20 protein-coding genes and 2 tRNA genes are annotated in these 24,519 nt (G+C 70.4%); 11 read left to right on the top strand and 11 right to left on the bottom strand.

The features are described 5' to 3' along the window. Window positions 1-133 precede the first annotated feature (133 nt). Window positions 134-2,713, bottom strand: a complete 2,580-nt coding sequence (pepN, locus tag ACZ4U4_RS25065; RefSeq protein ID WP_467878333.1) for an aminopeptidase N — start codon at window positions 2,711-2,713, stop codon at window positions 134-136. Between the two features lie 144 nt (window positions 2,714-2,857). Between pepN and ACZ4U4_RS25060 the strand changes: the two genes are divergently transcribed. Further along, window positions 2,858-3,502, top strand: coding sequence for a mycothiol-dependent nitroreductase Rv2466c family protein (locus tag ACZ4U4_RS25060; protein ID WP_467878330.1), 645 nt, complete (start codon window positions 2,858-2,860; stop codon window positions 3,500-3,502). A 117-nt stretch (window positions 3,503-3,619) separates the two neighbouring features. On the opposite strand, the gene ACZ4U4_RS25055 is transcribed toward ACZ4U4_RS25060, so the two are convergent. From ACZ4U4_RS25055 to ACZ4U4_RS25045, 3 genes are all read right to left on the bottom strand, one after another. Beyond that, window positions 3,620-4,261, bottom strand: coding sequence for a superoxide dismutase (locus ACZ4U4_RS25055; protein WP_467878327.1), 642 nt, complete (start codon window positions 4,259-4,261; stop codon window positions 3,620-3,622). Window positions 4,262-4,460: 199 nt separating this feature from the next. Next, window positions 4,461-5,906, bottom strand: coding sequence for an amino acid permease (locus ACZ4U4_RS25050; protein ID WP_467878324.1), 1,446 nt, complete (start codon window positions 5,904-5,906; stop codon window positions 4,461-4,463). 293 nt (window positions 5,907-6,199) lie between these two features. Next, window positions 6,200-7,612, bottom strand: coding sequence for an amino acid permease (locus ACZ4U4_RS25045; protein WP_467878321.1), 1,413 nt, complete (start codon window positions 7,610-7,612; stop codon window positions 6,200-6,202). 294 nt (window positions 7,613-7,906) lie between these two features. On the opposite strand from ACZ4U4_RS25045, the gene ACZ4U4_RS25040 reads away from it, so the two are divergent. Continuing rightward, window positions 7,907-8,503, top strand: a complete 597-nt coding sequence (locus tag ACZ4U4_RS25040; RefSeq protein ID WP_391643777.1) for a biotin transporter BioY — start codon at window positions 7,907-7,909, stop codon at window positions 8,501-8,503. Window positions 8,504-8,602: 99 nt separating this feature from the next. Here the strand turns inward: ACZ4U4_RS25040 and ACZ4U4_RS25035 are convergent, their stop codons facing one another. Next, window positions 8,603-10,048: an amino acid permease gene (locus ACZ4U4_RS25035; protein WP_467878316.1), complete on the bottom strand. Its 1,446-nt coding sequence runs from the start codon at window positions 10,046-10,048 to the stop codon at window positions 8,603-8,605. A 190-nt stretch (window positions 10,049-10,238) separates the two neighbouring features. Between ACZ4U4_RS25035 and ACZ4U4_RS25030 the strand changes: the two genes are divergently transcribed. Together ACZ4U4_RS25030 and ACZ4U4_RS25025 are read left to right on the top strand one after the other, a co-directional pair. Further along, window positions 10,239-10,724, top strand: coding sequence for a ribose-5-phosphate isomerase (locus ACZ4U4_RS25030; RefSeq protein WP_030283928.1), 486 nt, complete (start codon window positions 10,239-10,241; stop codon window positions 10,722-10,724). 77 nt (window positions 10,725-10,801) lie between these two features. Further along, the gene (locus ACZ4U4_RS25025) at window positions 10,802-11,620 is read left to right on the top strand and encodes an Fpg/Nei family DNA glycosylase (protein WP_467878315.1); all 819 of its coding nucleotides are present in this window, start codon (window positions 10,802-10,804) and stop codon (window positions 11,618-11,620) included. Window positions 11,621-11,722: 102 nt separating this feature from the next. Here ACZ4U4_RS25025 and ACZ4U4_RS25020 read toward each other — a convergent pair whose 3' ends face one another. Beyond that, window positions 11,723-12,952 carry a GNAT family N-acetyltransferase gene (locus tag ACZ4U4_RS25020; protein WP_467878313.1) on the bottom strand — a complete coding sequence of 410 codons (1,230 nt, stop codon included), beginning with the start codon at window positions 12,950-12,952 and terminating at the stop codon, window positions 11,723-11,725. A gap of 126 nt (window positions 12,953-13,078) precedes the next feature. On the opposite strand from ACZ4U4_RS25020, the gene ACZ4U4_RS25015 reads away from it, so the two are divergent. Next, window positions 13,079-14,224: a SpoIIE family protein phosphatase gene (locus ACZ4U4_RS25015; RefSeq protein ID WP_467878310.1), complete on the top strand. Its 1,146-nt coding sequence runs from the start codon at window positions 13,079-13,081 to the stop codon at window positions 14,222-14,224. Here ACZ4U4_RS25015 and ACZ4U4_RS25010 read toward each other — a convergent pair. Continuing rightward, window positions 14,205-15,428 carry a cation:proton antiporter gene (locus tag ACZ4U4_RS25010; RefSeq protein WP_467878307.1) on the bottom strand — a complete coding sequence of 408 codons (1,224 nt, stop codon included), beginning with the start codon at window positions 15,426-15,428 and terminating at the stop codon, window positions 14,205-14,207. The two genes, ACZ4U4_RS25015 and ACZ4U4_RS25010, sit on opposite strands and share 20 nt — an antisense overlap. Before the next feature lie 306 nt (window positions 15,429-15,734). Further along, window positions 15,735-16,946 carry an acyltransferase family protein gene (locus ACZ4U4_RS25005; RefSeq protein ID WP_467878304.1) on the bottom strand — a complete coding sequence of 404 codons (1,212 nt, stop codon included), beginning with the start codon at window positions 16,944-16,946 and terminating at the stop codon, window positions 15,735-15,737. 689 nt (window positions 16,947-17,635) lie between these two features. On the opposite strand from ACZ4U4_RS25005, the gene ACZ4U4_RS25000 reads away from it, so the two are divergent. Next, window positions 17,636-17,830 carry a hypothetical protein gene (locus ACZ4U4_RS25000; RefSeq protein WP_030283919.1) on the top strand — a complete coding sequence of 65 codons (195 nt, stop codon included), beginning with the start codon at window positions 17,636-17,638 and terminating at the stop codon, window positions 17,828-17,830. Between the two features lie 90 nt (window positions 17,831-17,920). On the opposite strand, the gene ACZ4U4_RS24995 is transcribed toward ACZ4U4_RS25000, so the two are convergent. Further along, a complete protein-coding gene (locus tag ACZ4U4_RS24995; RefSeq protein WP_467878301.1) occupies window positions 17,921-18,292 on the bottom strand; it encodes an arsenate reductase family protein in 372 nt (123 codons plus the stop codon). Between the two features lie 100 nt (window positions 18,293-18,392). Further along, window positions 18,393-18,463: transfer RNA gene (locus ACZ4U4_RS24990), tRNA-Gly, on the bottom strand. A 137-nt stretch (window positions 18,464-18,600) separates the two neighbouring features. On the opposite strand from ACZ4U4_RS24990, the gene ACZ4U4_RS24985 reads away from it, so the two are divergent. The 5 genes from ACZ4U4_RS24985 to clpX all read left to right on the top strand — a co-directional run bounded on the left by ACZ4U4_RS24985 (window position 18,601) and on the right by clpX (window position 23,423). Continuing rightward, a tRNA-Pro gene (locus ACZ4U4_RS24985) sits at window positions 18,601-18,677 on the top strand. Window positions 18,678-18,967: 290 nt separating this feature from the next. Continuing rightward, window positions 18,968-20,347 carry a trigger factor gene (tig, locus tag ACZ4U4_RS24980; protein ID WP_467878299.1) on the top strand — a complete coding sequence of 460 codons (1,380 nt, stop codon included), beginning with the start codon at window positions 18,968-18,970 and terminating at the stop codon, window positions 20,345-20,347. Between the two features lie 286 nt (window positions 20,348-20,633). After that, window positions 20,634-21,236, top strand: a complete 603-nt coding sequence (locus ACZ4U4_RS24975) for an ATP-dependent Clp protease proteolytic subunit (RefSeq protein ID WP_030283915.1) — start codon at window positions 20,634-20,636, stop codon at window positions 21,234-21,236. A gap of 66 nt (window positions 21,237-21,302) precedes the next feature. After that, window positions 21,303-21,980, top strand: a complete 678-nt coding sequence (locus ACZ4U4_RS24970) for an ATP-dependent Clp protease proteolytic subunit (protein ID WP_467878296.1) — start codon at window positions 21,303-21,305, stop codon at window positions 21,978-21,980. 159 nt (window positions 21,981-22,139) lie between these two features. After that, entirely contained in the window at window positions 22,140-23,423 is a 1,284-nt protein-coding gene (clpX, locus tag ACZ4U4_RS24965) for an ATP-dependent Clp protease ATP-binding subunit ClpX (protein ID WP_030283913.1), read from the top strand. Window positions 23,424-23,497: 74 nt separating this feature from the next. Here clpX and ACZ4U4_RS24960 read toward each other — a convergent pair whose 3' ends face one another. Further along, window positions 23,498-24,445 carry a hypothetical protein gene (locus tag ACZ4U4_RS24960; protein WP_467878293.1) on the bottom strand — a complete coding sequence of 316 codons (948 nt, stop codon included), beginning with the start codon at window positions 24,443-24,445 and terminating at the stop codon, window positions 23,498-23,500. Window positions 24,446-24,519: the final 74 nt, after the last annotated feature.

The following is a 24,519-nucleotide window of genomic DNA, read 5'->3' as shown; positions in this document are numbered from 1 at the left end:
GGTTTGTGCAACGCGGGGGGGAGGAAGGGGAGACTTTGGTGGGGGGGGGGGGGGGGGGGGGGGGGGGGCGGCGGGACGGGGCATCAGTGACCTCTCCCCCCCACCGCCCCGGACCGGCCGGCCCCGGCGTCCGTCAGTCCCGCGGGCCCGCCGCCGCGTCGCAGGCCCGGGCCCGCAGCGCCCGCGCCAGGTCGTCGCGCTGCTCCGACACCAGACGGCGCAGCGCGGGCGCGGCGTCCGTGTGCGCGGTCAGCCAGGCGTCGGTGGCGTCCAGCGTGGCCTGCTCGATCTGCCAGAACGGGAAGAGACCGCGGACCACGGCCATGCCGATCTCGATCGACCGCTCCTGCCAGATCCGCTCGATCGCCGCGAAGTACCGCTCGCCGTACGGCGCCAGCAGCTCGCCCTGGCCGGGCCGGGCGAAGCCGCTGATGGTGGCCTCCACCAGCGCGTTGGACAGCGCGTCGGACTCCACCACGTCGGCCCACGCCTGCGCCTTGACGCCGGCGTCCGGCCGGGCGGCCAGACAGCGGACCTGGTGCCGCTTGCCGGACGCGGTGTCGTCGCGGGACAGCTCGGCCTCGACGGCGGCGGCGTCGGCCGCGTCCTCCGACGCCAGCGACGCCAGGAACGCCCAGCGCAGCTCCTGGTCCACGTCGAGACCGTCGATCCGCGCGGTGCCGTCCAGCAGTCCGCGCAGCAGCTGGAGGTCGGACGGCCGGGTGGCGACCGCGGCGAAGTGCCGGGCCCAGGCCAGCTGGTGGTCGCTGCCGGGCGCCGCGATCCGCAGCTCGTGCAGCGCGCCCTCGGCCAGCGTGCGGGCCATCGCCTCCTGGTGCTCCGGCGCGGTGTACGACCGCAGTGCCCCCTGCGCCTGTCCGTGCAGCGTCTGGAGCACCCCGATGTCGCTCTCCCGCCCGGCGAACCGCAGCACCAGGTCCAGGTAGTCCCGGGCCGGCATCAGCCCGTCGCGGGTCAGCCCCCACACCGCCGACCAGCACAGGGCCCGCGCCAGGGGGTCGGAGAGGTCGCCGAGGCGGGCGCCGAGGGTGGCGAGCGAGCCCTCGTCGAAGCGGGTCTTGCAGTACGTCAGATCGTCGTCGTTGACGAGGATCAGCTCGGGCCGCTCGGCGCCCGCCAGCTCCGTGACGACGGTGCGCGGCCCCGCGACGTCGACCTCGGCGCGGGCGTAGCGCTCCAGCGCGCCGCCCGCGTCCTCCCGCCGGTAGAGGCCGACCGCCACCCGGTGCGGCCGCAGCTCCGGGTGGGAGGCGGCGGCCTCCTGGAGGACGACCAGTTCGGTGATGTGGTCCTGCGCGTCGTAGGTGACCTGCGGGGTCAGCGCGTTGACCCCGGCGGTCTGGAGCCAGGCGCGCGACCAGGCGGCCATGTCGCGGCCGGAGGTCTCCTCCAGCACCGACAGCAGATCGCCCAGCCGGGTGTTGCCGTAGGCGTGCCGCTTGAAGTAGCGGCGGGCGCCCTCCAGGAACGCGTCCCGTCCCGCGTACGCCACCAGCTGCTTGAGGACCGAGGCGCCCTTGGCGTACGTGATGCCGTCGAAGTTGAGCTTGGCGTCCTCCAGGTCATGGATGTCGGCGGTGACCGGGTGGGTGGACGGCAGCTGGTCGGCGCGGTAGGCCCATGCCTTGCGGTTGTTGGCGAAGGTGATCCAGCCGTTGCGGAAGCGCGTCGCCTCGACCAGCGACAGGGCGCCCATGTAGTCCGCGAACGACTCCTTGAGCCACAGGTCGTCCCACCACTCCATGGTGACGAGGTCGCCGAACCACATGTGCGCCATCTCGTGCAGGATGACGTTGGCCCGGCGCTCGTACGACGCCTCGGTGACCTTGCCGCGGAAGACGAACTCCTCACGGAAGGTCACACAGCCCGGGTTCTCCATCGCCCCGATGTTGTACTCCGGGACGAACGCCTGGTCGTACTTGCCGAACGGGTACGGGTAGTCGAAGTGCTCGTGGAAGAAGTCCAGGCCCTGCTTGGTGACGGTGAAGATGTCGTCCGCGTCGAAGTGCTTTGCCAGTCCCTTGCGGCAGAGCGCGCCCAGCGGGATCGTCAGCGTGGTGCCGTCCTCGAACGTCCGCCGGTAGCTGTCGCGCTCGTAGTGGTACGGCCCGGCGACCACCGCGGTGATGTACGTGGAGATCGGCTGCGTCGTCGCGAAGCGGTGGCGGCCGCCGGACGGCTCGCCCTCTTCGGCGCCGTTGCTGAGCACCAGCCACTCCTCGGGCGCGGTCACCTCGAAGGTGAACGGGGCCTTGAGGTCGGGCTGTTCGAAATTGGCGAAGACCCGGCGGGCGTCGGCGGGCTCGTACTGCGTGTAGAGGTAGACCTCGCCGTCCTCGGGGTCCACGAAGCGGTGCAGGCCCTCGCCGGTGCGGCTGTAGGCGCACTGCGCGTCGACGGTCAGGGTGTTCTCCGCCGCGAGACCGGCGAGCGTGATGCGGGTGCCGTCGAAGACCGCCGACGGGTCCAGGGCCGTGCCGTTGAGCGTCACCGACGTCACCGACGGCGCCAGCAGGTCCGCGAAGGTGGTGGCGCCCGGCTCGGCGCAGCGGAAGCGGATCGTGGTCAGCGAGCGGAAGGTGTCCTCGCCCTTCACCGCCGACCGCACGTCCAGCGCCACGTCGTACCCGTCGACGCTCAGCAGCCGTCCGCGCTCGTGGGCCTCGTCCCGGGACAGATTCTCACCTGGCACGCTCTGACTCCTTCGTCTTTTCGTGGTCTTCTTCCGGTTCCGTGGTCCACCGGTCGAACACGGGAATCATGGCACGGTCGCACTCTGTTGAAGCGGGCGCCGACCGGCGTACGCCCCGGCACCCACCGCACTTGAGGAGAGCCTGTGCCCGACACCGCGAAGACCCCCGCAGACTTCTGGTTCGATCCGCTGTGCCCCTGGGCGTGGATGACGTCCCGTTGGATGCTGGAGGTGGAGAAGGTCCGCCCGGTCGAGGTCCGCTGGCATGTCATGAGCCTCGCGGTGCTCAACGAGAACCGCCTCGACGACCTCCCGCCGGAGTACGCCGAGCCGATGCGGCCCGGCGGCTTCTCCTGGGCCCCGGTGCGGGTCTGCATCGCCGCCGAGCAGCGCTTCGGCAGCGATGTCCTCGGCCCGCTCTACACCGCGCTCGGCACCCGGATGCACAACGAGGGCATGGGCCGCCACCGCGCCGCCATCGAGGCGGCTCTCGCCGACGCCGGGCTGCCCGCCGAGCTGATCGAGGCCGCCGACTCCGATGCGTACGACACCGCGCTGCGCACCTCCCACAAGGAGGGCATCGAACTGGTCGGGCAGGACGTCGGCACGCCGGTCATCGCGGTGCCCGGCGCGGACGGCGGACAGATCGCCTTCTTCGGCCCGGTCGTCACACCCGCCCCCAAGGGCGAGGAGGCCGCCAGGCTGTGGGACGGCACCCTGATGGTCGCCTCCGTCCCCGGCTTCTACGAGATCAAGCGGACCCGCACGGCCGGTCCGGTCTTCGACTGATCCACAACGGTTAATGGGCAGGGCCCCGCGAGTCACGTCCTCGCGGGGCCCTGCCGTTCTTCCGCCTGCCGGGTGAAGGTTGAGAAGACGATCACGAGGCAGGACGCACGGGGGGTGTCACGGCGCCAGCAGCAGCGTGTGCGCGCGCTCCTTGGCGGCGGCGTAGCGCTTGGCCACGTCCTGCCAGTTGACGACCTGCCACATCGCCTCGATGAAGTCGACCTTCTGGTTCTTGTACTGGAGGTAGAAGGCGTGCTCCCAGGCGTCGAAGACCAGGATCGGCACCGAGCCCTGGCCGACGTTGCCCTGGTGGTCGTAGATCTGCTCGACGATCAGCCGGCCGCTGACCGGCTCGTAGGCGAGCACGCCCCAGCCGGAGCCCTGCGTGGTGGCGGCGGCCTTCGTCAGCTGGGCCTTGAAACCGGCGTACGAGCCGAAGCTCTCGGCGATGGCGTCGGCCAGCTCGCCCACACCGTCCTTGGCGTCGGGCTCGCCGCCGCCGTCACCGCTCATGTTGTGCCAGTAGATGCTGTGCAGGATGTGCCCGGAGAGGTGGAACGCGAGGTTCTTCTCCAGCCCGTTGATGCCGCCCCACTGCCCCTTGTCGCGGGCCTCGGCGAGCTGCTCCAGGGTGTCGTTCGCACCCTTCACGTAGGCCGCGTGGTGCTTGTCGTGGTGCAGCTCGATGATCTCGGGGCTGATGACCGGGGCCAGCGCCGAGTAGTCGTAGGGGAGCTCCGGAAGGGTGTAGGTCGCCATGTGCCCAGCCTCTCCAACTGCTTACGCCTTCTTATTGCAACAGGGAGCTATTGCAATTGGTGTGCAAGAACGCTCGCTACGCTACCAGCCGGGGCGATCACCGGCCCGGCAAGGGCGGGCTGCCTGGTCCCAAAGACGGAGGCGGGGCGGGACCCCCGGAGGAGTCCCGCCCCGCCTCGTACGCAGGGGTGCGGTCCGGTCAGCCGGCCGCCGGCCGCTCGCCCTCCGCGTGAGTGCGGCCCAGCTTCGAGCGCAGCAGCCCGATCACGGCCAGCACCAGCGCGAACCCGCCGGTGAACAGCAGTTGGACCCGCTGGTCGCCGTCGCGCAGCATCAGCAGCAGCACCGCCGCGATACCGGCCAGCGCCACCCACGTCAGGAACGGGAACGCCCACATCTTCACGACCAGCTTCTCCGGCGACTCCCGCTCCAGCTGACGGCGCATCCGCAGCTGGGCGGCGGCGATGAAGCCCCACACCACCAGCACCGCGGCGCCGACCATGTTGAGCAGCCACTGGAAGACCGTCGTCGGCCACCAGAAGCTGAAGAGCACCGCGAGGAATCCGAACGCCGAGCAGAGCACCACCGCACGGCGCGGCACCCCGCCGCTGACCTTGCCGAGGAAGGCCGGGCCCTGCCCGCGCGCGGTCAGCGAGAACGCCATCCGGGACGAGCCGTAGATGTTGGCGTTCATCGCGGACAGCAGCGCCACCAGGATGACCACGTTCATGATCTGCCCGGCCGCCGGGATGTTCAGGTAGTCGAGGACCGCGACGTACGGGCCGCTCTTGGTGATCGAGGGCTCGTCCCACGGGATGACGGTGACGATGATCGCCATCGAGCCGACGTAGAAGAGGGCGATCCGCCACATCGCGGTCCGCACCGCCCGCGCCACCCCGCGCACCGGGTCCTTCGACTCGGCGGCCGCGATCGTCACCGTCTCCAGACCGCCGTACGCGAAGACCGACGCCAGCAGACCGACCATCAGGCCGTCCACACCCTTGGGCAGGAAGCCGCCGTCGCCGGTGAGATGGGAGGCGCCCGGCGCGGCGGTGCCCGGCAGCGCGCCGAAGATCGCCAGCAGGCCCAGGATCAGGAAGATGCCGATCGCGGCGACCTTCAGAGCGGCGAACCAGAACTCGAACTCACCGAAGTTGCTGACCGCCGCGAGGTTGGCGCCGCAGAAGATCACCATGAAGAGCAGCACCCACATCCACGTCTGGGTGCCCGGGAACCACTGCGTCATGATGCCCGCCGCGCCGATCGCCTCGGCGGCCACCGCCACACACAGCAGCGCGGTGAACATCCAGCCGGCGGTGAACCCGGCCCACGGCCCGATCGACCGCCCGGCGTGCACCGAGAACGACCCGGACGCCGGGTTCGCCGCGGCCATCTCGCCCAGCATCCGCATGATCAGCATGACCAGCGCACCGGAGACCGCGTAGGCGAGGACGATCGAGGGCCCGGCGGCGGCGATGCCCGCACCGGAGCCGACGAAGAGCCCGGCGCCGATCACCCCGCCCAGGGCGATCATCGACAGATGGCGCTGCTTCAGGCCGTTGGACAGCGAGGGCCCGCCGTCGCCGCCCTGGTCCGCTTCGGACCGCTCACGCGCGGCCGCGGCGGACGGGGGTATTCCATTCATGTCGTACCTGTCCCAGTGGTGAGAGCGAGCGGAACCTGCGTTCTCCCGGGGCTGCGACCTGTACGCCTCCGCCGCCGACCCCCGGCCCCCCGCCCGCGGTGGCAAGGCACAGCCCTGCGTATGGCGCGTAAACGAGGGGTCCTCGGTGAAGCGCGCTCAGTCTGGGCGGCGGTGTCCGCTCAGGGCAACAGGCATGCAGCGAATGTTCGGTATTCAGACGTGATCGTGACCGTACGTGTCCAGGTCATCGTCGTATGCCACCACAAGCCCATACAAGGCGGTATACCTCCGCCTCAGCGCCGGGATGTCCAGCCACGTACTTCCCGGACGGCGGCGACCAGCAGGACCAGCGCGGTGGCCCCCGTCGACCACAGCAGCTGCGGCCGGGCGGTGGCGTCGGTCAGCATCAGCACCAGCACCGCGGCCATCCCCGCCAGCGCTGCCCAGGTCAGATAGGGGAACGCCCACATCCGCAGGGTCAGCTTCTCCGGCGCCTCCTGCTCGATCCGGCGCCGCAGCCGCAGCTGCGAGACGGCGATCAGCGCCCAGACGAAGAGCAGCACCGCGCCGACCGCGTTCAGCAGATAGAGGAACACCGAATCCGGCCACTCGAGATTCAGCAGCACCGACACGAAGCCGAACGCCACCGACGCCAGCACCGCCCGCCGCGGCACGCCCCTGCCCGCCACCTTCAGCAGCCCGCGCGGAGCCTCGCCCCGCTCCGCCAGCGAGAAGATCATCCGGGAGGCGCCGTAGAGATTGGCGTTCAGCGCCGACAGCAGCGCCACGAACACCACGATGTTCATGATCAGCCCGGCGCCCGGGATCCCGATATGGTCGAGCACCGCGACGTACGGGCTCTTCCCCGGGATCAGCTTCGACCACGGCAGCAGCGCGACGATCACCAGCATCGAGCCGACGTAGAAGAAGAGGATGCGCCACACCGCGCTGCGCACCGCCCGGCCCACCGCCCGCGCCGGATCGTCCGACTCGGCCGCCGCGATGGTGACGACCTCCAGACCGCCGAACGCGAACACCACCGCCAGCACCCCGGAGACCACCCCGGACCAGCCGCGCGGCAGGAAGCCGCCCTGCCCGGTCAGGTTGGACAGGCCCACCGGCTCGGTGTCCGGCAGCACCCCGAAGATCGCCAGCAGGCTCAGCACCAGGAAGAGCACGATCGCGGTGACCTTGAGCGTGGCGAACCAGAACTCGAACTCGCCGAAGTTCTTCACCGCGGCGAGGTTGGCGCCGGTGAAGACCACCATGAAGAGGAGCACCCAGCCCCACTGCGGCACCGCCGGCACCCAGCCGTGTGCGATCTGCGCCGCGCCCGTCGCCTCCACGGCGAGCACCACGACCAGCAGGAACCAGTAGAGCCAGCCCACGCTGAACCCGGCCCAGCGGCCCAGCGCCCGCTCCGCGTGCACCGAGAACGCCCCGGACGCCGGCATCGCCGCCGACATCTCGCCCAGCATCCGCATGATCAGCATCGCCAGCGCGCCCGCGATCAGGTACGACACCGTGATGCCGGGCCCGGCCACCGCGATACCCGCACCGGAGCCGACGAACAGCCCGGCGCCGATCACCCCGCCGAGCCCCATCATCGTCAGATGGCGCTGCTTGAGCCCCCCGGAGAGCGGCTCCCGCTCGCCTACCCCCTCTCCGAGCGGAGGTTTCCCGGAGGAGGGTGGTGCGTCGTGCATGGCTCGTACTCTCACGCGGTGCGGGGCCCCGCGCGCGGCGCGGCCTGTTGTCCTTCACAGTTTCCCCGCCCCGGCGACCACCGCAAAACGTCTGCCCTCTTGGTGAGAAGCATCACGTGACCTGCGAAGAGAACGTACGAACGGCCTCGCTGGGCCCGGCTGGGGGATGTTCGGAACTCTCCAAGCCGCCCGGCGCCGCTTTGTCGCCGCCACACGATGATCGCGGTGGCCCGGCTGGACTAACGTCCCTCAGGTCCGACCTGTCCGTATCCCTTAGACCTTCGCGGAGTTCTGATGAGCACTGCCGCTCTCACCCGTCCCGGTGCGGTCCTCGCCGATCTGCTGCCCGCCGCCACCGCCTCCCGCGCCCGCGTCCGTGACGCCGCGCTGGTCGCCGGGGGCGCCGTCCTCACCGGCGTCGCCGCCCAGATCGCCCTGCCGGTCCCGGGCTCCCCGGTGCCGGTGACCGGCCAGACCTTCGCCGCGCTGCTGGTGGGCACCGCGCTCGGCGCCCGCCGCGGCCTCGCCTCCCTCGCGCTGTACGCGGCGGTCGGCATGGCGGGCGTGCCGTGGTTCGCCGAGGGGAAGTCCGGCCCCGGCGGCGCCACCTTCGGCTACGTCCTGGGCATGCTGCTGGCCTCCGTCGTCGTCGGCGCGCTGGCCCGCCGCGGCGGCGACCGGGGCGCGCTGCGCACCGCCGGGACGATGGCCGTCGGCCTCGCCGTGATCTACGCCGTCGGCGTCCCCTACCTCGCGCTGTCCACCGGCATCTCCTTCGGCCAGGCGCTCGCCGTCGGGATGGTGCCGTTCCTGATCGGCGACGCCCTCAAGGCGGCCCTGGCGATGGGCGCCCTGCCCACCGCCTGGAAGCTGGCCGGCCGCCGCGGCTGACCCGACGGCCGCCGCACACGCGAACGGGCCGGGCCCCGCACCCACCCAGGTGGTGACTGCGGGGCCCGGCCCGTTCCCCCTGCCCTACGTGTCGGTCGGCTACGCGCGGTCCGCGCCCTGCGCGGCGGCGGCCTCAGGTGCCTCGGCGGCCGGAGCCTGCGCCGGAACGGCGGCGGCCTCGCGGGGACGGCGGCGGTCCAGTATCAGACCGATGGCGAGGACGACGACGGCGGCGACGACGGACAGGACCATCTGCTTACGGCCGTCCGGGTCGTAGAACATGTAGCCCACGACGAAGAGGATCAGCGCGATCGTCGCGTACGTCAGCCACGGGTACAGCCACATCCGGACCGTCAGCCGCTCCGGCATCTCCTTCTCGATGACCTTGCGCATCCGCAGCTGGGAGAAGCAGATGACCAGCCACACGAAGAGCGCGACGGCGCCCGAGGAGTTCAGCAGGAACTGGAAGATGGTGTCCGGCGAGGTGTAGCTGAAGATCGTCGCGATGAAGCCGAAGGCCACCGACGCCCAGATCGCCACGGCCGGCACGCCGCCCTTGTTGACCTTCGCGAACGCCTTCGGCGCGTCCCCGCGCTCACCCAGCGAGAAGGCCATCCGGGACGCGGTGTAGAGACCCGAGTTGAGACAGGACAGCACCGCCGTCAGCACGACGACGTCCATCACGGTGCCCGCGTACGGGATCTTCAGCGACTCCAGCACGGCCACGTACGGGCTCGCGTCCAGCTTCGGGTCGTTCCACGGCAGCAGCGTCACGATGACCGCGATCGAGCCGAGGTAGAAGAGCGCGATCCGCCAGATGACGCTGTTGACGGCCTGGCGCACGGCCTTCACCGGGTTCGGCGACTCGCTGGCCGCCAGGGTGACGATCTCGCTGCCCATGAAGGAGAAGACCACCAGCAGCATGCCGGAGAGGATCGCCCCGGGCCCGTTCGGCAGGAAGCCGCCCTGACCGGTGAAGTTGCTCAGCCCCACCGCGTGGTCGCCCGGGGGCAGACCGAAGATGGCCAGCGCGCCGACGATGATGAAGATGACGATGGCGACGACCTTGATACCGGCGAACCAGAACTCGAACTCGCCGAACGAGCCGACGGAGATCAGGTTGGTACCGGTCAGCACGATCATGACCAACAGCGCCCACGCCCACTGTGGGACGGCGGGGACCCAATTGGTCAGGATCGAGGCGGCCGCGGTCGCCTCGACGGCCAGTACGACCGACCAGAAGAACCAGTACAGCCAGCCGATGGTGAACCCGGCCCAGCGGCCGAGCGCACGGTCCGCGTAAGCGGAGAACGAACCGGACGTGGGGGAGGCCGCGGCCATCTCACCCAGCATCCGCATGACGAGCACGACCAGAAGTCCGGTCAGTGCGTAGGAGAGGAGAATGCCCGGTCCGGCGGCCTTGATACCGGCTCCGGACCCGACGAACAGTCCGGCTCCGATGACGCCACCGATGGCGATCATCGACAGATGCCGGTTCTTGAGTCCTGCCTGAAGCCCGTCCGTGGTAGGCGGGTGCGTGCCCATGTGCACCGTCCTTCAGTGGTTCTCGGTTTCGAGTCCCCGCATTAGACAGGTGACACCAACCGCTTAGGAAGATCCGACTCCGGATCGTTGCCGTTCCTGTTCAGCTGTATGAAGAGTGGCTGAAACCTTCCTGCCATATGTACGAAGACCCGACGCCACATGGTCGCATTCCTCGTGCCACACTCATGCCATGCGCGTGTATCTCGGCTCCGACCATGCCGGTTTCGACCTCAAGAACCACCTCGTCGACTGGCTCAAGGCCCACGGCCACGAGCCCGTCGACTGCGGTCCCCACCTTTACGACGCCCAGGACGACTACCCCCCGTTCTGCCTCCGTGCAGCTGAGCGGACCGCCGCCGACGCCGACGCCCTCGGCATCGTGATCGGCGGCTCCGGCAACGGCGAGCAGATCGCCGCCAACAAGGTCAAGGGCGTCCGGGCCGCACTGGCCTGGAGCGAGGAGACCGCGAAGCTGGGCCGCGAGCACAACAACGCAAACGTGATTTCCGTCGGTGGCCGGATGCATACCCTGGAAGAGGCGACCAGGTTCGTCGAGATCTTCCTCGCCACCCCGTACTCCGGCGAGGAGCGTCACACCCGCCGCATCGAGATGCTCTCGGCGTACGAGACCACCGGCGAACTCCCCCCGATCCCGGCCCACCACCCCCAGGGCTGATCGCCTCCGAGCCCGACGCCGCCCGCTTCCCCGGCCGCCGGGGGAGCGGGCGCACCACCTTCTGAAGGACGCACCGCATGCCCGAGGGGCACACCATCCACCGCCTCGCCCTCGACCACCGCGAGCGCTTCGCGGGCGAGACGGTCCGCGCGAGCAGCCCGCAGGGCCGGTTCGCCGCCGGTGCGGCGCTCGTCGACGGCCGGGTCCTGGAGCGCACCGAGGCCCACGGCAAGCACCTCTTCCTCGGCTTCGGGCCCGCCGGCTGGATCCACATCCACCTCGGCCTCTTCGGCAAGCTCGGCTTCGGCACCGCCCCGGCCCCGCCCGCCACCGACACCGTCCGGCTCCGCCTCGCCACCGGCGAACACCACGCCGACCTGCGCGGACCCACCGCCTGCGCGCTGATCACCGACGCCGAGAAGCAGGCGATACACGACCGCCTCGGCCCCGATCCGCTCCGCCCCGAGGACGACGGCGAACGGGCCTGGCGGCGCATCTCCCGCAGCCGCACCACCGTCGCCGCACTCCTCCTCGACCAGAAGGTCGTCGCGGGCGTCGGCAACGTCTACCGCGCCGAGGTCCTCTTCCGCCGCGGCATCGACCCGTACCTCCCCGGCCGGGCGCTCGCCCGCGACGACTGGGACGCGATCTGGGCCGACCTCGCCGCCCTGATGCGCGAGGGCGTCCGCCACAACCGGATCGACACCGTACGGCCCGAGCACCTGCCGGAGGCGATGGGCCGCCCGCCGCGCGTCGACGACCACGGCGGCGAGGTGTACGTCTACCGCCGCGCCCACCAGCCCTGCCACCTGTGCACCACCGAGATCCGCACCGCCGGCCTGGCGGCCCGCAACCTCTTCTGGTGCCCGCGCTGCCAGCCGGCGCACGGGGGCTGAGCGGGCCCGCCCCGCTTGCTCCGGACACGGGCCCGGCCACCGTCGCGGAGCCGGGCCTGGCCGGCGGGCCCGGCCGTCACCGCGGGCCCGCGCCCGCCGTCCTCAGAACTCGTGCGGCAGCCACGGCGCGACATCCCCGCCGAACGCCACCGACGCCGCCGCCAGCGCGCCCGGCCGCAGCTCCTGCACCCGCCCGGCCCCGGCCATCGCCGACAGCGTGAAGCCGCCCAGATACGCCGAACCCAGCTCCCGCACGGACAGCGCCACCTCGGCCGGGTCGGTGGTCCGCTCGCAGGTCGCGCCGGTGCTGTCGCCGGACAGCCGCCAACGGCCCTCGTTCCACGGGCAGAACGGGTCGGCCACCTGCAACACCGTGTCCACCGGCCCCTGGTACGTCCGCGCCGCCAGCGCCGCGCCCAGCTCCACCGGCCGTACGAACGCCGACTCCCGCAGCCCGATCAGACACCGCCGCATGTCCGGGACCAGGTGCAGCAGCGGATCGTCCTCCGGCAGATTCCACGCGGTCACCCAGGTCGTCAGGTCGATGCCGAACAGATAGCGCCACAGCGCGGCGCCCACCACCGGATCGGTCGCGGCCAGATCCCGCACCCGGACCGTGCCCTGCGCCCCGGCCTCGGCCCAGTCCATCACCACGGAGTAGCGGGCGTATCCGGCCACTTCTCCGCCGCTCTCGGCCACCACGCACTGCAGCGGCGTCTCGTCGTCGTCGCGGTCGTCCTCCGGGTCGAGGATCATCAGCCGGTCCCAGCCCGGCGGCCGCACCAGCATCCCGGCGCGCCCCGCGACCGTCCGCGCGTAGACCGCCTCGCACGCCGCCAGCGCCTCGCCCGGCTCCATCAGCCGCAGCCGTACGCCGTCGACACCGGGCAGCTCCGCGGGGGCCACCCGGGTGGTGTCGGCCTTGATCCGCATCTCCTGCGTCGCCGCGCCGTACCCGAACCGCCCGTAGATCGCGGACTCGGACGCCGTCAGCATCGCCAGCGGCTCGCCCCGCTCCCGTACGTCGTCCAGCTGCCGCCGCATCATCGCCGTCAGCACCCCGCGGCGGCGGTGCGTCGGCTGCACGCTGACCATCGTCACCCCGGCCGTGGGCACCGAGGCCCCGCCCGGCACCGTCACGCCGAAGGAGAACGCGCCCGCGGTGCCGACGATCTCGTCGTCGTCCCAGGCGGCGAGGGAGCGGCCGGGCTCCATCAGCTCCCGCCACATGGCCCGCTCCTCGGCGGTCTCCTCCTCGCTGAACGCCCGCTCCAGCTTCCCGTACCAGACGTCCCCTTCGTCCGGCTGCAACACTCGTACCTCTGTCGTCATACGCCACCTGTACCAGGAGGCTCTCCGGCAGCGCGACCGCATTTCGAACGGGATTCCCGGCAATCACACCGGGCGGTGTCCGGCGAATCGACGTGCCGCCGAACGGGTGGATAAAGTCCCCGTGACATGACTCGCCGCCCGGGATCGGAACCCCTGACGGCCCGGCTGCACAAAGCGCTGCACCGGGCCCGCGTCGGCATGCGCAAGGCCGGGGTCGACTACTTCCGCGGCGACGGCTCCGACGGACCCGCCCTCGCCGCGTTGCTCCTCTCGGTGGCGGTCATCGCGGGCGGCACCCTGTGGCACACGGAGTGGTTCGGACCGACCGCGTTGGTCCTTCCGGTGATCGCCGGCGGCCTCCTCCTGCGCCCCGCCAACCTCCTCGTCCTCTACGCCGCCTCCGCGACCGCACTGATCGTGGAGGCGGCGCTCTTCGGTCCGTACGACGAGGGACCGGAGCGCATCACGCCCGGCACGGTCCTGATCGTCGCCGCCGTCGGGCTGATCGGCCTGCTGATCGCGCAGTTCCGCAGCCGGGTCGGCGTGCCCTGGCGGCGCGGCAGCACCATGCTCTTCGACCTCCGCGAACGCATCCGGGTCCAGAGCGCACTGCCCCGGCTGCCGGACGGCTGGCACCACGAGATGGCGCTCCGGCCGGCCGGCGGGCAGTCGTTCTCGGGCGATTTCGTCGTCGCCTCCCGCACCCAGGGCGGCAACATCCTGGAGGTCGTCCTCACCGACGTCTCCGGCAAGGGCATGGACGCGGCCTCCCGCTCCCTGCTGCTCTCCGGCGCCTTCGGCGGCCTCCTCGGCTCGCTGCCGCCGAACAGCTTCCTGCCCGCGGCCAACGGCTATCTGCTGCGCCAGGACTGGGACGAGGGCTTCGCCACCTCCATCCACCTCGTCCTCGACCTGGAATCCGGCGACTACGAACTGCTCTCCGCCGGCCATCTCCCGGCCCTCCAGCTCTGCGCCGGGACGGGCCGCTGGGAGGAGAAGTCCGGCGAGGGCCCGCTCCTCGGGGTGTACGACGGGGCGCAGTTCGACCCGGTGAAGGGCCGGCTGCGCCCCGGCGACGTCCTGATGATGTTCACCGACGGCCTGGTCGAGTCCGCGGAGCGCGACATCGCCGAGGGCATGGACCGGCTGACCGGCGAGGCCGACCGCTATGTCGCGGGCGGTTTCGCGGGCGCCGCCTGGCATCTGATCGAGGCGGTCGCCAAGGATGTCAACGACGACCGGGCGCTGCTCCTCATCTGCCGGGACGCGTAGCGCCGACGGGTTCGGAGGCCGCCTCCCGCGCCGCGTCCGCGGTGCCCGGTGCGTCCGCCGTGGCCTGCCGGCCGCCCGGCAGCACCCGCGCCAGCAACTCCGCACGTCCGGCGGCCAGCGGCCCGAGCACCGCGAGGATCAGCACGTATCCGGCGATGAACGGCGACAGCCGCTCGTCGAGTCCGGCGGCCGCGGCCATCGTCGCCAGGATCAGCGCGAACTCACCGCGGGCCAGCAGCGAGGTGGCGATCCCCGCGGCGGGCCGGGGCCCGAAGCCGTGGATCCGCGCGGCCAGCAGCCCGGCGACGACGTTCATCGCCACCGTCAGCGTGACGGCGATCAGCACCGGCCCGACCACCGACGCCAGGTCACCGGGGTTGATGGAGAGGCCGAAGGCGAAGAAGAAGATCGCGCCGAACGCGTCCCGCAGCGGATGCACCAGCTCCCGGATCCGGTCGCCGGAGCTGGTCCCGCCCAGCATCAGACCCACCATGAACGCGCCGATGGCGTCCGCGACCCCGAACCACTCGGAGAACCCGGCGACCAGGACGGCCGCGCCGAGGAAGGAGATGACGAGGAGTTCGTTGTCTCTGGTGGCGATCAGCCGGTCGACCACCCGGGTGCCCCACCGCGCCGCGGCGGCGAGCAGCAGCAGGAACCCGAACGCCTTGCCCGCGTCGTACGCCGCCGCACCGAACGAGTCCGCACCGGAGATCACCGGCTGGAGCGCGGCCAGATACAGCGCCAGGAAGATGTCCTCGACGACGATGATCCCGAGGATCGGCTTCGCCTCCGGGCTGCCCAGCCGCCCCGTGTCGACCAGCACCTTGGTGACGATCGCGGACGAGGAGATGCCCAGCACCCCGGCGAGGACCAGCGCCTCGGACGTCCCCCAGCCGAGCGCGAAGCCGAAGGCGAGGCCGGCGCCGACGTTCAGCGCCAGATAGGCGCCGCCGGCCAGCGCCATCTTGCGCCCGCCGTTCTTCAGGTCGTCCACATGGAATTCGAGGCCGAGGTAGAAGAGCAGCAGCACCAGACCGAGGAGGGAGAGCATCTCCAGGTCGTGCGGGTCGGCGACCAGCACCAGGCCGGGGGTGTGCGGGCCGAGCAGGATCCCGGCCAGGATGAAGAGGGGGATGGTGGGCAGGCCGATCCGGCGGCCGATCCGGGCGAGCACGGCGGCGGCCAGAAAGGCCCCGCCCATGGCTATCAGGGTCTGCGCGTGACCGATGGCTCCTCCAAGGTCTGAGGGACGGACAGCTGAACGGGTGGAACAACGGGCGGACCCACGCACGACAGAAACGGGCAAAGCGCCGCGAAGTGCCACCCAGAGTCAAGAGATGGTCAAGAAAAGGTCGATAGTTAGATTACCAAAGTAAAATTCGCGTACGGCGAAGTGCAGGCCGGAGCCGGAGCGGCAACCGCCCGGAGGCCCGGACGCGGTGCGTCAGCGGGCGGATGGGGGAGAGGAGTTGGGAGACCCCGAATTTTTTCGGACGGGTCCGCGGACCTACCGTGTCGCCGCGGCGCGGCTGTCCTGCGCCGCCCGGTCCGCTCCCGCCGCCGGGGGACCCGCCTCCGGCCCGCCCCGTCCGGCTGCCCGACGGGCCTCCTCCGGGTCCTTGCGGAACGCCCACGCCATCGTCGGCTCCATCGCGAACCGGAAGACCTTGCGGACCGGCGGGGTGCACAGCGCCGTGACCACCACACCGGCGATCACCGTGACCGCGATCTCCCCGAGCGGCGTGTGCAGCCAGGCGTAGTCGTCGAACCAGCCCCAGAAGCGGGAGCCCTTGGCGAGGAAGCCGTGCAGCAGATAGCCGTAGAGCGTGCCCGCGCCCAGCACCGTGAACCACGTCCGCCGGGTCGGGACCCAGGAGTAGAAACACGCCGTCAGCACCAGCGAGCACCCGAAGAGCGCCAGATACATCACGGCACCGGCCCACCAGGTGGTGCCCAGCTCCTGCGCGCTGTCGCGGTGGTAGAACCACGCCGACGTCATCCGGGGCGCCGCCCAGTACGCCACGGCCACCGCCGCCGCGAAGACCGGCACCGCCGCGATCCGCACCGCCCGCCGCCGCACCCACGCGAAGTGCTCCGGCTTCAGATTCAGCCCCAGCACGAAGAACGGCAGGAACTGCAGCACCCGCTGGAGGTCGAGATCGTCACCGATCTCCGGCGAGACGGAGGCGGCGATCGCGAGGGTGAGCGCCAGCGGGACCGGCCACCGGACCACCTTCCACAGCGGCGTCGTCAGCCGCCAGATGAAGAGCGCGACCAGGAACCACGTCAGGAACCACGGATCGAGCAGACTGATCGGCATCTTCGGATCGTGGTTCGCCCACCGCGCGAAGAAGGTGTACGCGACCTCGAAGAGGATGTACGGCACGGCGACGCCGGTGATCAGCCGCTGCAACCGGTCCTTGCGCATGTCGAAACTGCGCGAGAAGTAGCCGGAGATGATGATGAACGCCGGCATGTGGAAGGCGTAGACCGTCATGTACAGCGCCTCGGCGGCGCGGCTGCCGTCGGTCAGCGGCTCCCAGGCGTGGCCCATCGCCACCAGCACGATGGCGAGGTACTTCGCATTGTCGAAGAACGCGTCCCGGCCCCGAGCCGGGCGTTCGGCCGCCGCTGCGCCCGAGGGCGGCGCCGGATGCGCATCCGCCCCCTCCCGGACCGCGGGGAGGGCACGTCGCGAGGTCGGCACAGGCGGAAACATCTGAGGCACCCTAGTGGCGATCCGTCGAATGCGTAAAACCACCGTCAGGCAATTCACCATTCCCCCAGGTAAACGCCGTATACGGGGCCCGGCCCCGGCGTGATCCAATTTCGCGCGGCGCTCCGCAATAACCCGAGCACCCCATGAACTCCCCGCTCGACGCGCCGTTTTGTGGCATTTCACCCCCATAAAACGGTCGATATCGTGCCCGAGTCCCGCCGGAGGGAATGTCACGCCGCCCCGTCAACACGCCGCCACGGCGGACATGAGTGATGTCACATCAGGGAATATGCTCCGGCTTCCGCGCGGCGAATGCGGCGCGCGCCGCCAGGTGAATAACCACGTGGCGAACGTCACTTACCAGCCAGCTACGGCGAAATATTCCGGCCGAATTGCCGTTCCCGCGGCGCGCGTCGTTTCCCTCCGCACCGCCCGCACCGTACGGTGCCCCGCCCGGTCACCCCCGGGCCCGCTTCCTGGCGCCTTGTCGAAACGTCCCCGGCCCGCCGTACGAGCGTGACGTTCCTCCGCTTGGCCCTTCAACGGCGCGAAGCGGGCAAAGCCTTGGCCGATGATTCGTCACCCGTATGCGATGGGAAGTGACTTGGTGGCACGATGGGTGCCTGCGGGGGTGTGCGCAGCTGCACACTTCCCGGCCGGTGAGGCTTCCGACCGAGGGTGTGATCAGTGTGGCTCTGTCGCTGTCAGTGGTGCTGCTGTTGGGGATCGTGCTGATCGTGCTGATCCGCGGCAAAACGATCAAGCCCGGTCCGGCGATCGTCGCCATCCTCTTCGGGTTCTTCCTCGCGTCCACCGGCATGGCCCCGTCCATAAACCGGTTCTTCAACTCCCTCGCGGACACGATCAACCACATCACGTTCTGAGCGCCGCCCCGCCGCCCGGTGACACACCGCGCGGCACCGCCCGCCGGCCCCGGGGCCGGACCGCACCCGCGGCCCGGCCCCGTATCCGTGTCAGCTCCCGGCGCCCCGCGCCAGCGCCGCGCGCACCGCGTCCTCGCTGCGCCCGACGACCGCCGTGCCGTCGTCCGCGGTGATGATCGGCCGCTGGATCAGCCGCGGATGCGCCGCCAGCGCCTCGATCCACCGCTCCCGCCCGGCCTCCGACCGCTCCCAGGACGCCACCCCCAGCTCCTTCGCCTCGGCCTCCTGCGTCCGCGTGATCTCCCACGGCTCCAGCCCCAGGCGCCCCAGCACGGCACGGATCTCGTCCGCCGTCGGCGGCTCCTCCAGATAACGGCGCACCGTGTACTGCGCCCCCTCCTCGTCGAGCAGGCCGACCGCGGAACGGCACTTGGAACACGCGGGATTGATCCAGATCTCCATGCCGGTCACCCTAGGGGGCCGCGCAGGCGCCCGCCTGCGGTGAGAGGGGCGTACGACAAGAGGCCCCGGACCGGCAGGTCCAGGGCCTCTCACCTCGCTGAGCGGGCGACGGGAATCGAACCCGCGTAGCCAGTTTGGAAGACTGGGGCTCTACCATTGAGCTACGCCCGCATGCGCCACAGGTCGTCGCGACCCCGGCACGCAGTGCACTGTAGCGGGTCGGACCCCTCCATCGCACACCGGTTGACCATGCGCGGATATCCGGCAGCCGCAGCGCCATCAGCCATGTACCCTACGTGTCGCACCGACGGGGTGTGGCGCAGCTTGGTAGCGCGTCCGCTTTGGGAGCGGAAGGTCGTCGGTTCGAATCCGGCCACCCCGACCAGCAGTATTCACGGCGTACGTCCCGGTGGACCGGTTCCCCGGGGCGGACCGCCCGCCGGAGCACCTACGGATATCCGGAGGTGACTCTCCGGCCACGTCCGCGCACCGCGAGCGCCCTGCGCAGGGGCCCGCGAGGTCGCGTTGTCGGTGCCGTCCACCTTGCGGTTACTATGCAAGCTGCGTGCCCGTGTGTCTCTGGACCGGGCGCGATCGGCCGGGGCCCGCGCCTGCGGGGGCGTCCCGGAAGATCCCAGCAGAACCCCAAGAAGTCAGCCCCAAGGAGACCGAACCGTGAAGAGCGCCGTGGAGACCCTGAACCCGACCCGGGTTCGGCTCACTGTCGAGGTGCCCTTCGAGGAGCTCAAGGACAGCCTCGACGCGGCGTACAAGAAGATCAACCAGCAGGTCACGGTGAAGGGCTTCCGCAAGGGCAAGATCCCTGCCCGCGTCATCGACCAGCGGTTCGGTCGCGGCGCCGTGCTGGAGGAGGCCGTCAACGACGCGCTCCCGAAGTTCTACACCGAAGCGGTCAACGAGGGTGAGCTGAACGTCCTCGGCCAGCCCGAGGTCGACATCACCGAGCTGAAGGACGGCGAGCTGCTGGCCTTCACCGCCGAGGTCGACATCCGCCCCGCCCTGGAGATCCCGGACTACTCCGGCATCGAGGTCGAGGTCGACGCGGTCGCCGTGTCGGACGAGGACATCGAGAAGTCGGTCGAGCAGCTCCGTGAGCGCTTCGCCTCCACCTCCCCGGTCGAGCGCGCCGCGCAGGACGGTGACGTCCTGACGCTGGACCTCGAGGCCAAGGTGGACGGCGAGGTCCTGGAGGACGGCGTCGCCAAGGGCGTCAGCTACACCGTCGGCTCCGGTGAGCTGCTGGACGGCATCGACGAGGCCGTCAAGGGCGTCGAGGCCGGCGGCACCGCCACCTTCACCTCCGAGCTCAAGGGCGGCTCCGCCCAGGGCAAGGAGGCCGAGGTCAAGGTCGACGTCACCGCCGTCGCCGCCCGCGAACTGCCCGAGCTGGACGACGACTTCGCGCAGCTGGCCAGCGAGTTCGACACGCTCGACGAGCTGAAGGCCGACAGCGCCAAGCGCCTCGAGCAGATGAAGAAGTACGACCAGGCCACCCAGGCCCAGGAGAAGGTGCTCGAGGAGCTGCTGAAGCTCGTGGAGGTCCCGATCCCCGAGAAGCTGCTCGAGGACGAGATCAACACCCGCAAGCACAACCTCGTCAACCACCAGCTCGGCCAGATGGGCCTCGACCTCGCGAAGTACCTGGAGATCCAGGGCAAGAGCGAGGAGGAGTTCGACGCCGAGACCAAGGAGCAGGCGGAGAAGGGCATCAAGACCCAGTTCATCCTCGATGAGCTGGTCAACAAGGAGAAGCTGAACGTCAGCCAGGAGGAGCTCACCGAGCACCTCATGCGCCGCGCGCAGTCCTCCGGCATGTCCCCCGACCAGTTCGCCCAGGCCGTCGTCGAGGGTGGCCAGGTGCCGATGCTCGTCGGTGAGGTCGCCCGCGGCAAGGCGCTCGCCGTCGTCGTCGAGGCCGCCACCGTCAAGGACAGCAACGGCGAGGTCGTCGAGCTGGACGACGAGGACGAGACCGCCGAGACGGTCGTCGCCGAGGCCGAGGGCACCGAGGCCGCGGAGAAGACCGAGAGCTGAGCTCCGGCACCCTCCCGCACCCCTTGATCACGGGCCCGAACGCGCCTCTGCGTGCGTTCGGGCCCGTGCTCGTCACCGCCTGGGGAGCCTGCGCTCACAGCGAACAGTTCTCCAAGCGGGATGGCGTTGTCCGACCTGCGCGTTAGGGTCCGTAGATACGAGGGCAGGGGAGTCTTCGAACGCGCCGGGGCCACACCGTACGGCGCAGACCCCCACGCCCCGGCAGACGACGCTGAGACGGTTCCGTACCGTCCGACAACGAGCAGGTGGACACGTGACGATCCCGATGCCTTCCGCCGCCGCTGAGCCGACCTTCGGTGGCCTCGGCGACCAGGTCTACAACCGGCTGCTCGGCGAGCGGATCATCTTCCTCGGCCAGCCGGTCGACGACGACATCGCCAACAAGATCACCGCGCAGCTGCTTCTCCTGGCCGCGGACCCGGACAAGGACATCTTCCTCTACATCAACTCCCCGGGCGGCTCGATCTCGGCCGGCCTGGCGATCTACGACACCATGCAGTACATCAAGAACGATGTGGTGACGATCGCCATGGGCCTGGCCGCCTCCATGGGGCAGTTCCTCCTGAGCGCCGGCACCCCGGGCAAGCGGTTCGCGCTGCCCAACGCGGAGATCCTCATCCACCAGCCCTCGGCCGGTCTCGCCGGCTCCGCGTCGGACATCAAGATCCACGCCGAGCGGCTGCTGCACACCAAGAAGCGCATGGCCGAGCTGACCGCCTTCCACACCGGTCAGACCGTCGAGCGGATCACCCAGGACTCCGACCGTGACCGCTGGTTCTCCGCCGACGAGGCCAAGGAGTACGGCCTCATCGACGACGTCATGACCTCCGCCGCCGGCGTTCCGGGCGGGGGCGGCACCGGGGCCTGAGCCCGCGGACCACTCGCCCCACAGCCACCCAGCCTCTTGATCGCCACCAGGACGGTGAACCTCCCGATGAACAACTTCCCCGGCAGCGGCCTGCACCAGGGCGCCGAGTCCGAGTTTTCCGGCCCGCGCGCCGAGTCCCGCTACATCGTGCCGCGTTTCGTCGAGCGCACCTCGCAGGGCGTGCGCGAGTACGACCCGTACGCGAAGCTCTTCGAGGAGCGGGTGATCTTCCTCGGCGTGCAGATCGACGACGCGTCGGCCAACGACGTCATGGCGCAGCTGCTGTGCCTGGAGTCGATGGACCCCGACCGGGACATCTCGATCTACATCAACTCCCCGGGCGGCTCCTTCACGGCGCTCACCGCGATCTACGACACGATGCAGTTCGTGAAGCCCGACATCCAGACGGTCTGCATGGGCCAGGCGGCCTCCGCCGCCGCCGTGCTGCTCGCCGCCGGTACCCCCGGCAAGCGGATGGCGCTGCCCAACGCCCGTGTGCTGATCCACCAGCCGTACAGCGAGACCGGCCGCGGTCAGGTCTCCGACCTGGAGATCGCCGCCAACGAGATCCTGCGGATGCGTTCGCAGCTGGAGGATCTGCTGGCCAAGCACTCCTCCACCCCGATCGAGAAGATCCGGGACGACATCGAGCGCGACAAGATCCTGACCGCCGAGGAGACCTTGGCGTACGGTCTGGTCGACCAGATCGTGTCGACGCGCAAGGCGTCGGTCTCGATGGGCTAGCGGTACCGCGCACAGGCGCCGGGCGCCCGCCCCCTTGGACCGAGTCGACGGAGTCGGTCCAAGGGGGGCCCGTACGAAGGGCCCGGCAAGGTACCGTCGATAGGCAAGCACCCGGGTCCGTAGGAGCAATGCGGATCCCAGGCGAAGGGGAAGCACCTCGTGGCACGCATCGGTGACGGCGGCGACCTGCTCAAGTGCTCGTTCTGCGGAAAGAGTCAGAAGCAGGTGAAGAAGCTCATCGCGGGACCTGGTGTGTACATCTGCGACGAGTGCATCGACCTCTGCAACGAAATCATCGAGGAGGAGCTCGCCGAGACCTCCGAGGTGCGCTGGGAAGAGCTTCCCAAGCCCCGCGAGATCTACGAGTTCCTCAACGGCTACGTCGTCGGCCAGGAGCCCGCCAAGAAGGCCCTCTCGGTGGCCGTCTACAACCACTACAAGCGGGTGCAGGCGGGCGAGAACGGCGGTGGCCGCGGTGACGAGGGCATCGAGCTGGCCAAGTCCAACATCCTGCTGCTCGGCCCCACCGGCTCCGGCAAGACGCTGCTCGCGCAGACCCTCGCCCGGATGCTGAACGTCCCGTTCGCCTTCGCGGACGCGACCGCTCTCACCGAGGCCGGATACGTCGGCGAGGACGTCGAGAACATCCTGCTCAAGCTGATCCAGGCCGCGGACTTCGACATCAAGAAGGCCGAGACGGGGATCATCTACATCGACGAGATCGACAAGGTCGCCCGGAAGAGCGAGAACCCGTCGATCACCCGTGACGTCTCCGGCGAGGGCGTCCAGCAGGCGCTGCTGAAGATCCTGGAGGGCACCACCGCCTCGGTGCCGCCGCAGGGCGGGCGCAAGCACCCGCACCAGGAGTTCATCCAGATCGACACGACGAACGTGCTGTTCATCGTGGGCGGCGCGTTCGCCGGTCTGGACAAGATCATCGAGGCGCGGTCCGGCGCCAAGGGCATCGGCTTCGGCGCCACGATCCGCTCCAAGCGCGAGATCGAGTCGAAGGACCAGCTCAAGGACGTCATGCCGGAGGACCTGGTGAAGTTCGGGATGATCCCGGAGTTCATCGGCCGGCTGCCCGTCCTCACCTCGGTCCACAACCTCGACCGCGAGACGCTGCTGCAGATCCTCGTCGAGCCGCGCAACGCCCTCGTCAAGCAGTACAAGCGCCTCTTCGAACTCGACGGTGTGGAGCTGGACTTCGACCGCCCGGCCCTGGAGGCCATCGCCGACCAGGCGATCTTGCGCGGGACCGGCGCCCGCGGTCTGCGCGCCATCATGGAGGAGGTCCTCCAGTCGGTGATGTACGAGGTGCCCTCCCGCAAGGACGTGGCCCGCGTCGTCATCACCGAGGACGTCGTGCACTCCAACGTCAACCCGACCCTGGTGCCGCGCAGCCGCGGCGAGTCGGGCGAACCGCACGAGAAGAGCGCGTAGCACCCACCCCGTACGCACGAGAGCCGCCCGGCAGCGAATCCGCTGCCGGGCGGCTCTTCGTCGCTCCCGCGGGGTTACTTCTCCTGGCGTACCTCGTTGCGGACCTTCGCGGTCTTCTCCGACAGCTGCTCCGCGGTGAGCGCCTGCGCACCGGAGGCGCCCGAGGGGTCGGGCTTGGCCTGGGAGGTGATGGCGCCGACGGCGCTGCTGTCGGCCCAGATGCAGGTGGAGAACGTGATGCTGGCGGAGGCTCCGCCAGCCGTCACCGTTCCCTTCTGCGTCCGGCACTTCATCACCGCGCCGTCGAAGTCGTCGGGGGAGAAGTTGGTGGCCGGCACGGTCGTCTCGACCTGTGCCTTGGGGTTCTTCTTCTGGTCCGCGTCGATCTTGGCGAAGAGGGTGTCCACCGCCGAGTTCGGGTCCGCGACCTCGCCGTAGACACCCGCGACGCTCAGGAGCTGACCGGCGAGGTTGCTGTAGCCACCCGTGACGGCCTTGCCGTTGGTGACCCCCATCGCCCGCATCTCCTTGTCGTTGGAGAGGTCCTCGGCAGCGCCGCTCGACCCCGCCTGCTCCGGCACCTTCGTGTACTCACCGTTCACCAGCTTGTCCTTGAGGACGATGGTGTACGGCGGGACGCTGCCGCCCGAGCCGAAGGCGAAGTACGCGCCCACGGCGATGGCGGCGACGACCGCCACGCCGCCGGCGATCAGGCCGATCTTCTTGCCGTTGCCGCCGGAGGCGGGCGGGGGGCCCTGCGGGATCGCGCCGTAGGGCGTCTGCTGGCCGTACGGCGGCTGCGGCTGCTGGCCGTAGGGGCCCGGCTGCTGCGGCTGGCCGTACGGCGCCTGCTGGGGCGCGCCCTGCTGGGGGTAGCCGTAGCCCTGCTGCGGGGGCACCGGGGCGCCCTGCTGCGGATAGCCGTAACCGGGCTGCGGGGCCGGGGGCTGCGGCTGACCGTACGGTCCGGGCTGCTGCGGCTGCTGGCCGTACGGTCCGGGCTGCGGCTGGTTGAAGCTCATGGAGCGGTTCCCCTCGTGACTACTGGCGGCAGGCTCTCTCCTGCCCCGACACATCCTGTACGACGCCGCTGACA

The organism is Streptomyces sp. NPDC029159, assembly GCF_055564055.1.
The sequence above is the reverse complement of the archived record's forward strand: the minus strand, read 5'-3'. Positions and strand labels throughout refer to the sequence as shown.

What these genes read in the sequence shown, in the direction of transcription:
- ACZ4U4_RS25055 (WP_467878327.1), bottom strand. Translation starts at nt 4,261, where the DNA reads ATGGCGACCTACACCCTTCCGGAGCTCCCCTACGACTACTCGGCGCTG.
- ACZ4U4_RS25050 (WP_467878324.1), bottom strand. Translation starts at nt 5,906, where the DNA reads ATGAATGGAATACCCCCGTCCGCCGCGGCCGCGCGTGAGCGGTCCGAA.
- ACZ4U4_RS25045 (WP_467878321.1), bottom strand. Translation starts at nt 7,612, where the DNA reads ATGCACGACGCACCACCCTCCTCCGGGAAACCTCCGCTCGGAGAGGGG.
- ACZ4U4_RS25040 (WP_391643777.1), top strand. Translation starts at nt 7,907, where the DNA reads ATGAGCACTGCCGCTCTCACCCGTCCCGGTGCGGTCCTCGCCGATCTG.
- ACZ4U4_RS25035 (WP_467878316.1), bottom strand. Translation starts at nt 10,048, where the DNA reads ATGGGCACGCACCCGCCTACCACGGACGGGCTTCAGGCAGGACTCAAG.
- ACZ4U4_RS25030 (WP_030283928.1), top strand. Translation starts at nt 10,239, where the DNA reads ATGCGCGTGTATCTCGGCTCCGACCATGCCGGTTTCGACCTCAAGAAC.
- ACZ4U4_RS25025 (WP_467878315.1), top strand. Translation starts at nt 10,802, where the DNA reads ATGCCCGAGGGGCACACCATCCACCGCCTCGCCCTCGACCACCGCGAG.
- ACZ4U4_RS25020 (WP_467878313.1), bottom strand. Translation starts at nt 12,952, where the DNA reads ATGACGACAGAGGTACGAGTGTTGCAGCCGGACGAAGGGGACGTCTGG.
- ACZ4U4_RS25015 (WP_467878310.1), top strand. Translation starts at nt 13,079, where the DNA reads ATGACTCGCCGCCCGGGATCGGAACCCCTGACGGCCCGGCTGCACAAA.
- ACZ4U4_RS25010 (WP_467878307.1), bottom strand. Translation starts at nt 15,428, where the DNA reads ATGGGCGGGGCCTTTCTGGCCGCCGCCGTGCTCGCCCGGATCGGCCGC.
- ACZ4U4_RS25005 (WP_467878304.1), bottom strand. Translation starts at nt 16,946, where the DNA reads ATGTTTCCGCCTGTGCCGACCTCGCGACGTGCCCTCCCCGCGGTCCGG.
- ACZ4U4_RS24995 (WP_467878301.1), bottom strand. Translation starts at nt 18,292, where the DNA reads ATGGAGATCTGGATCAATCCCGCGTGTTCCAAGTGCCGTTCCGCGGTC.
- ACZ4U4_RS24975 (WP_030283915.1), top strand. Translation starts at nt 20,634, where the DNA reads ATGCCTTCCGCCGCCGCTGAGCCGACCTTCGGTGGCCTCGGCGACCAG.
- ACZ4U4_RS24970 (WP_467878296.1), top strand. Translation starts at nt 21,303, where the DNA reads ATGAACAACTTCCCCGGCAGCGGCCTGCACCAGGGCGCCGAGTCCGAG.
- ACZ4U4_RS24960 (WP_467878293.1), bottom strand. Translation starts at nt 24,445, where the DNA reads ATGAGCTTCAACCAGCCGCAGCCCGGACCGTACGGCCAGCAGCCGCAG.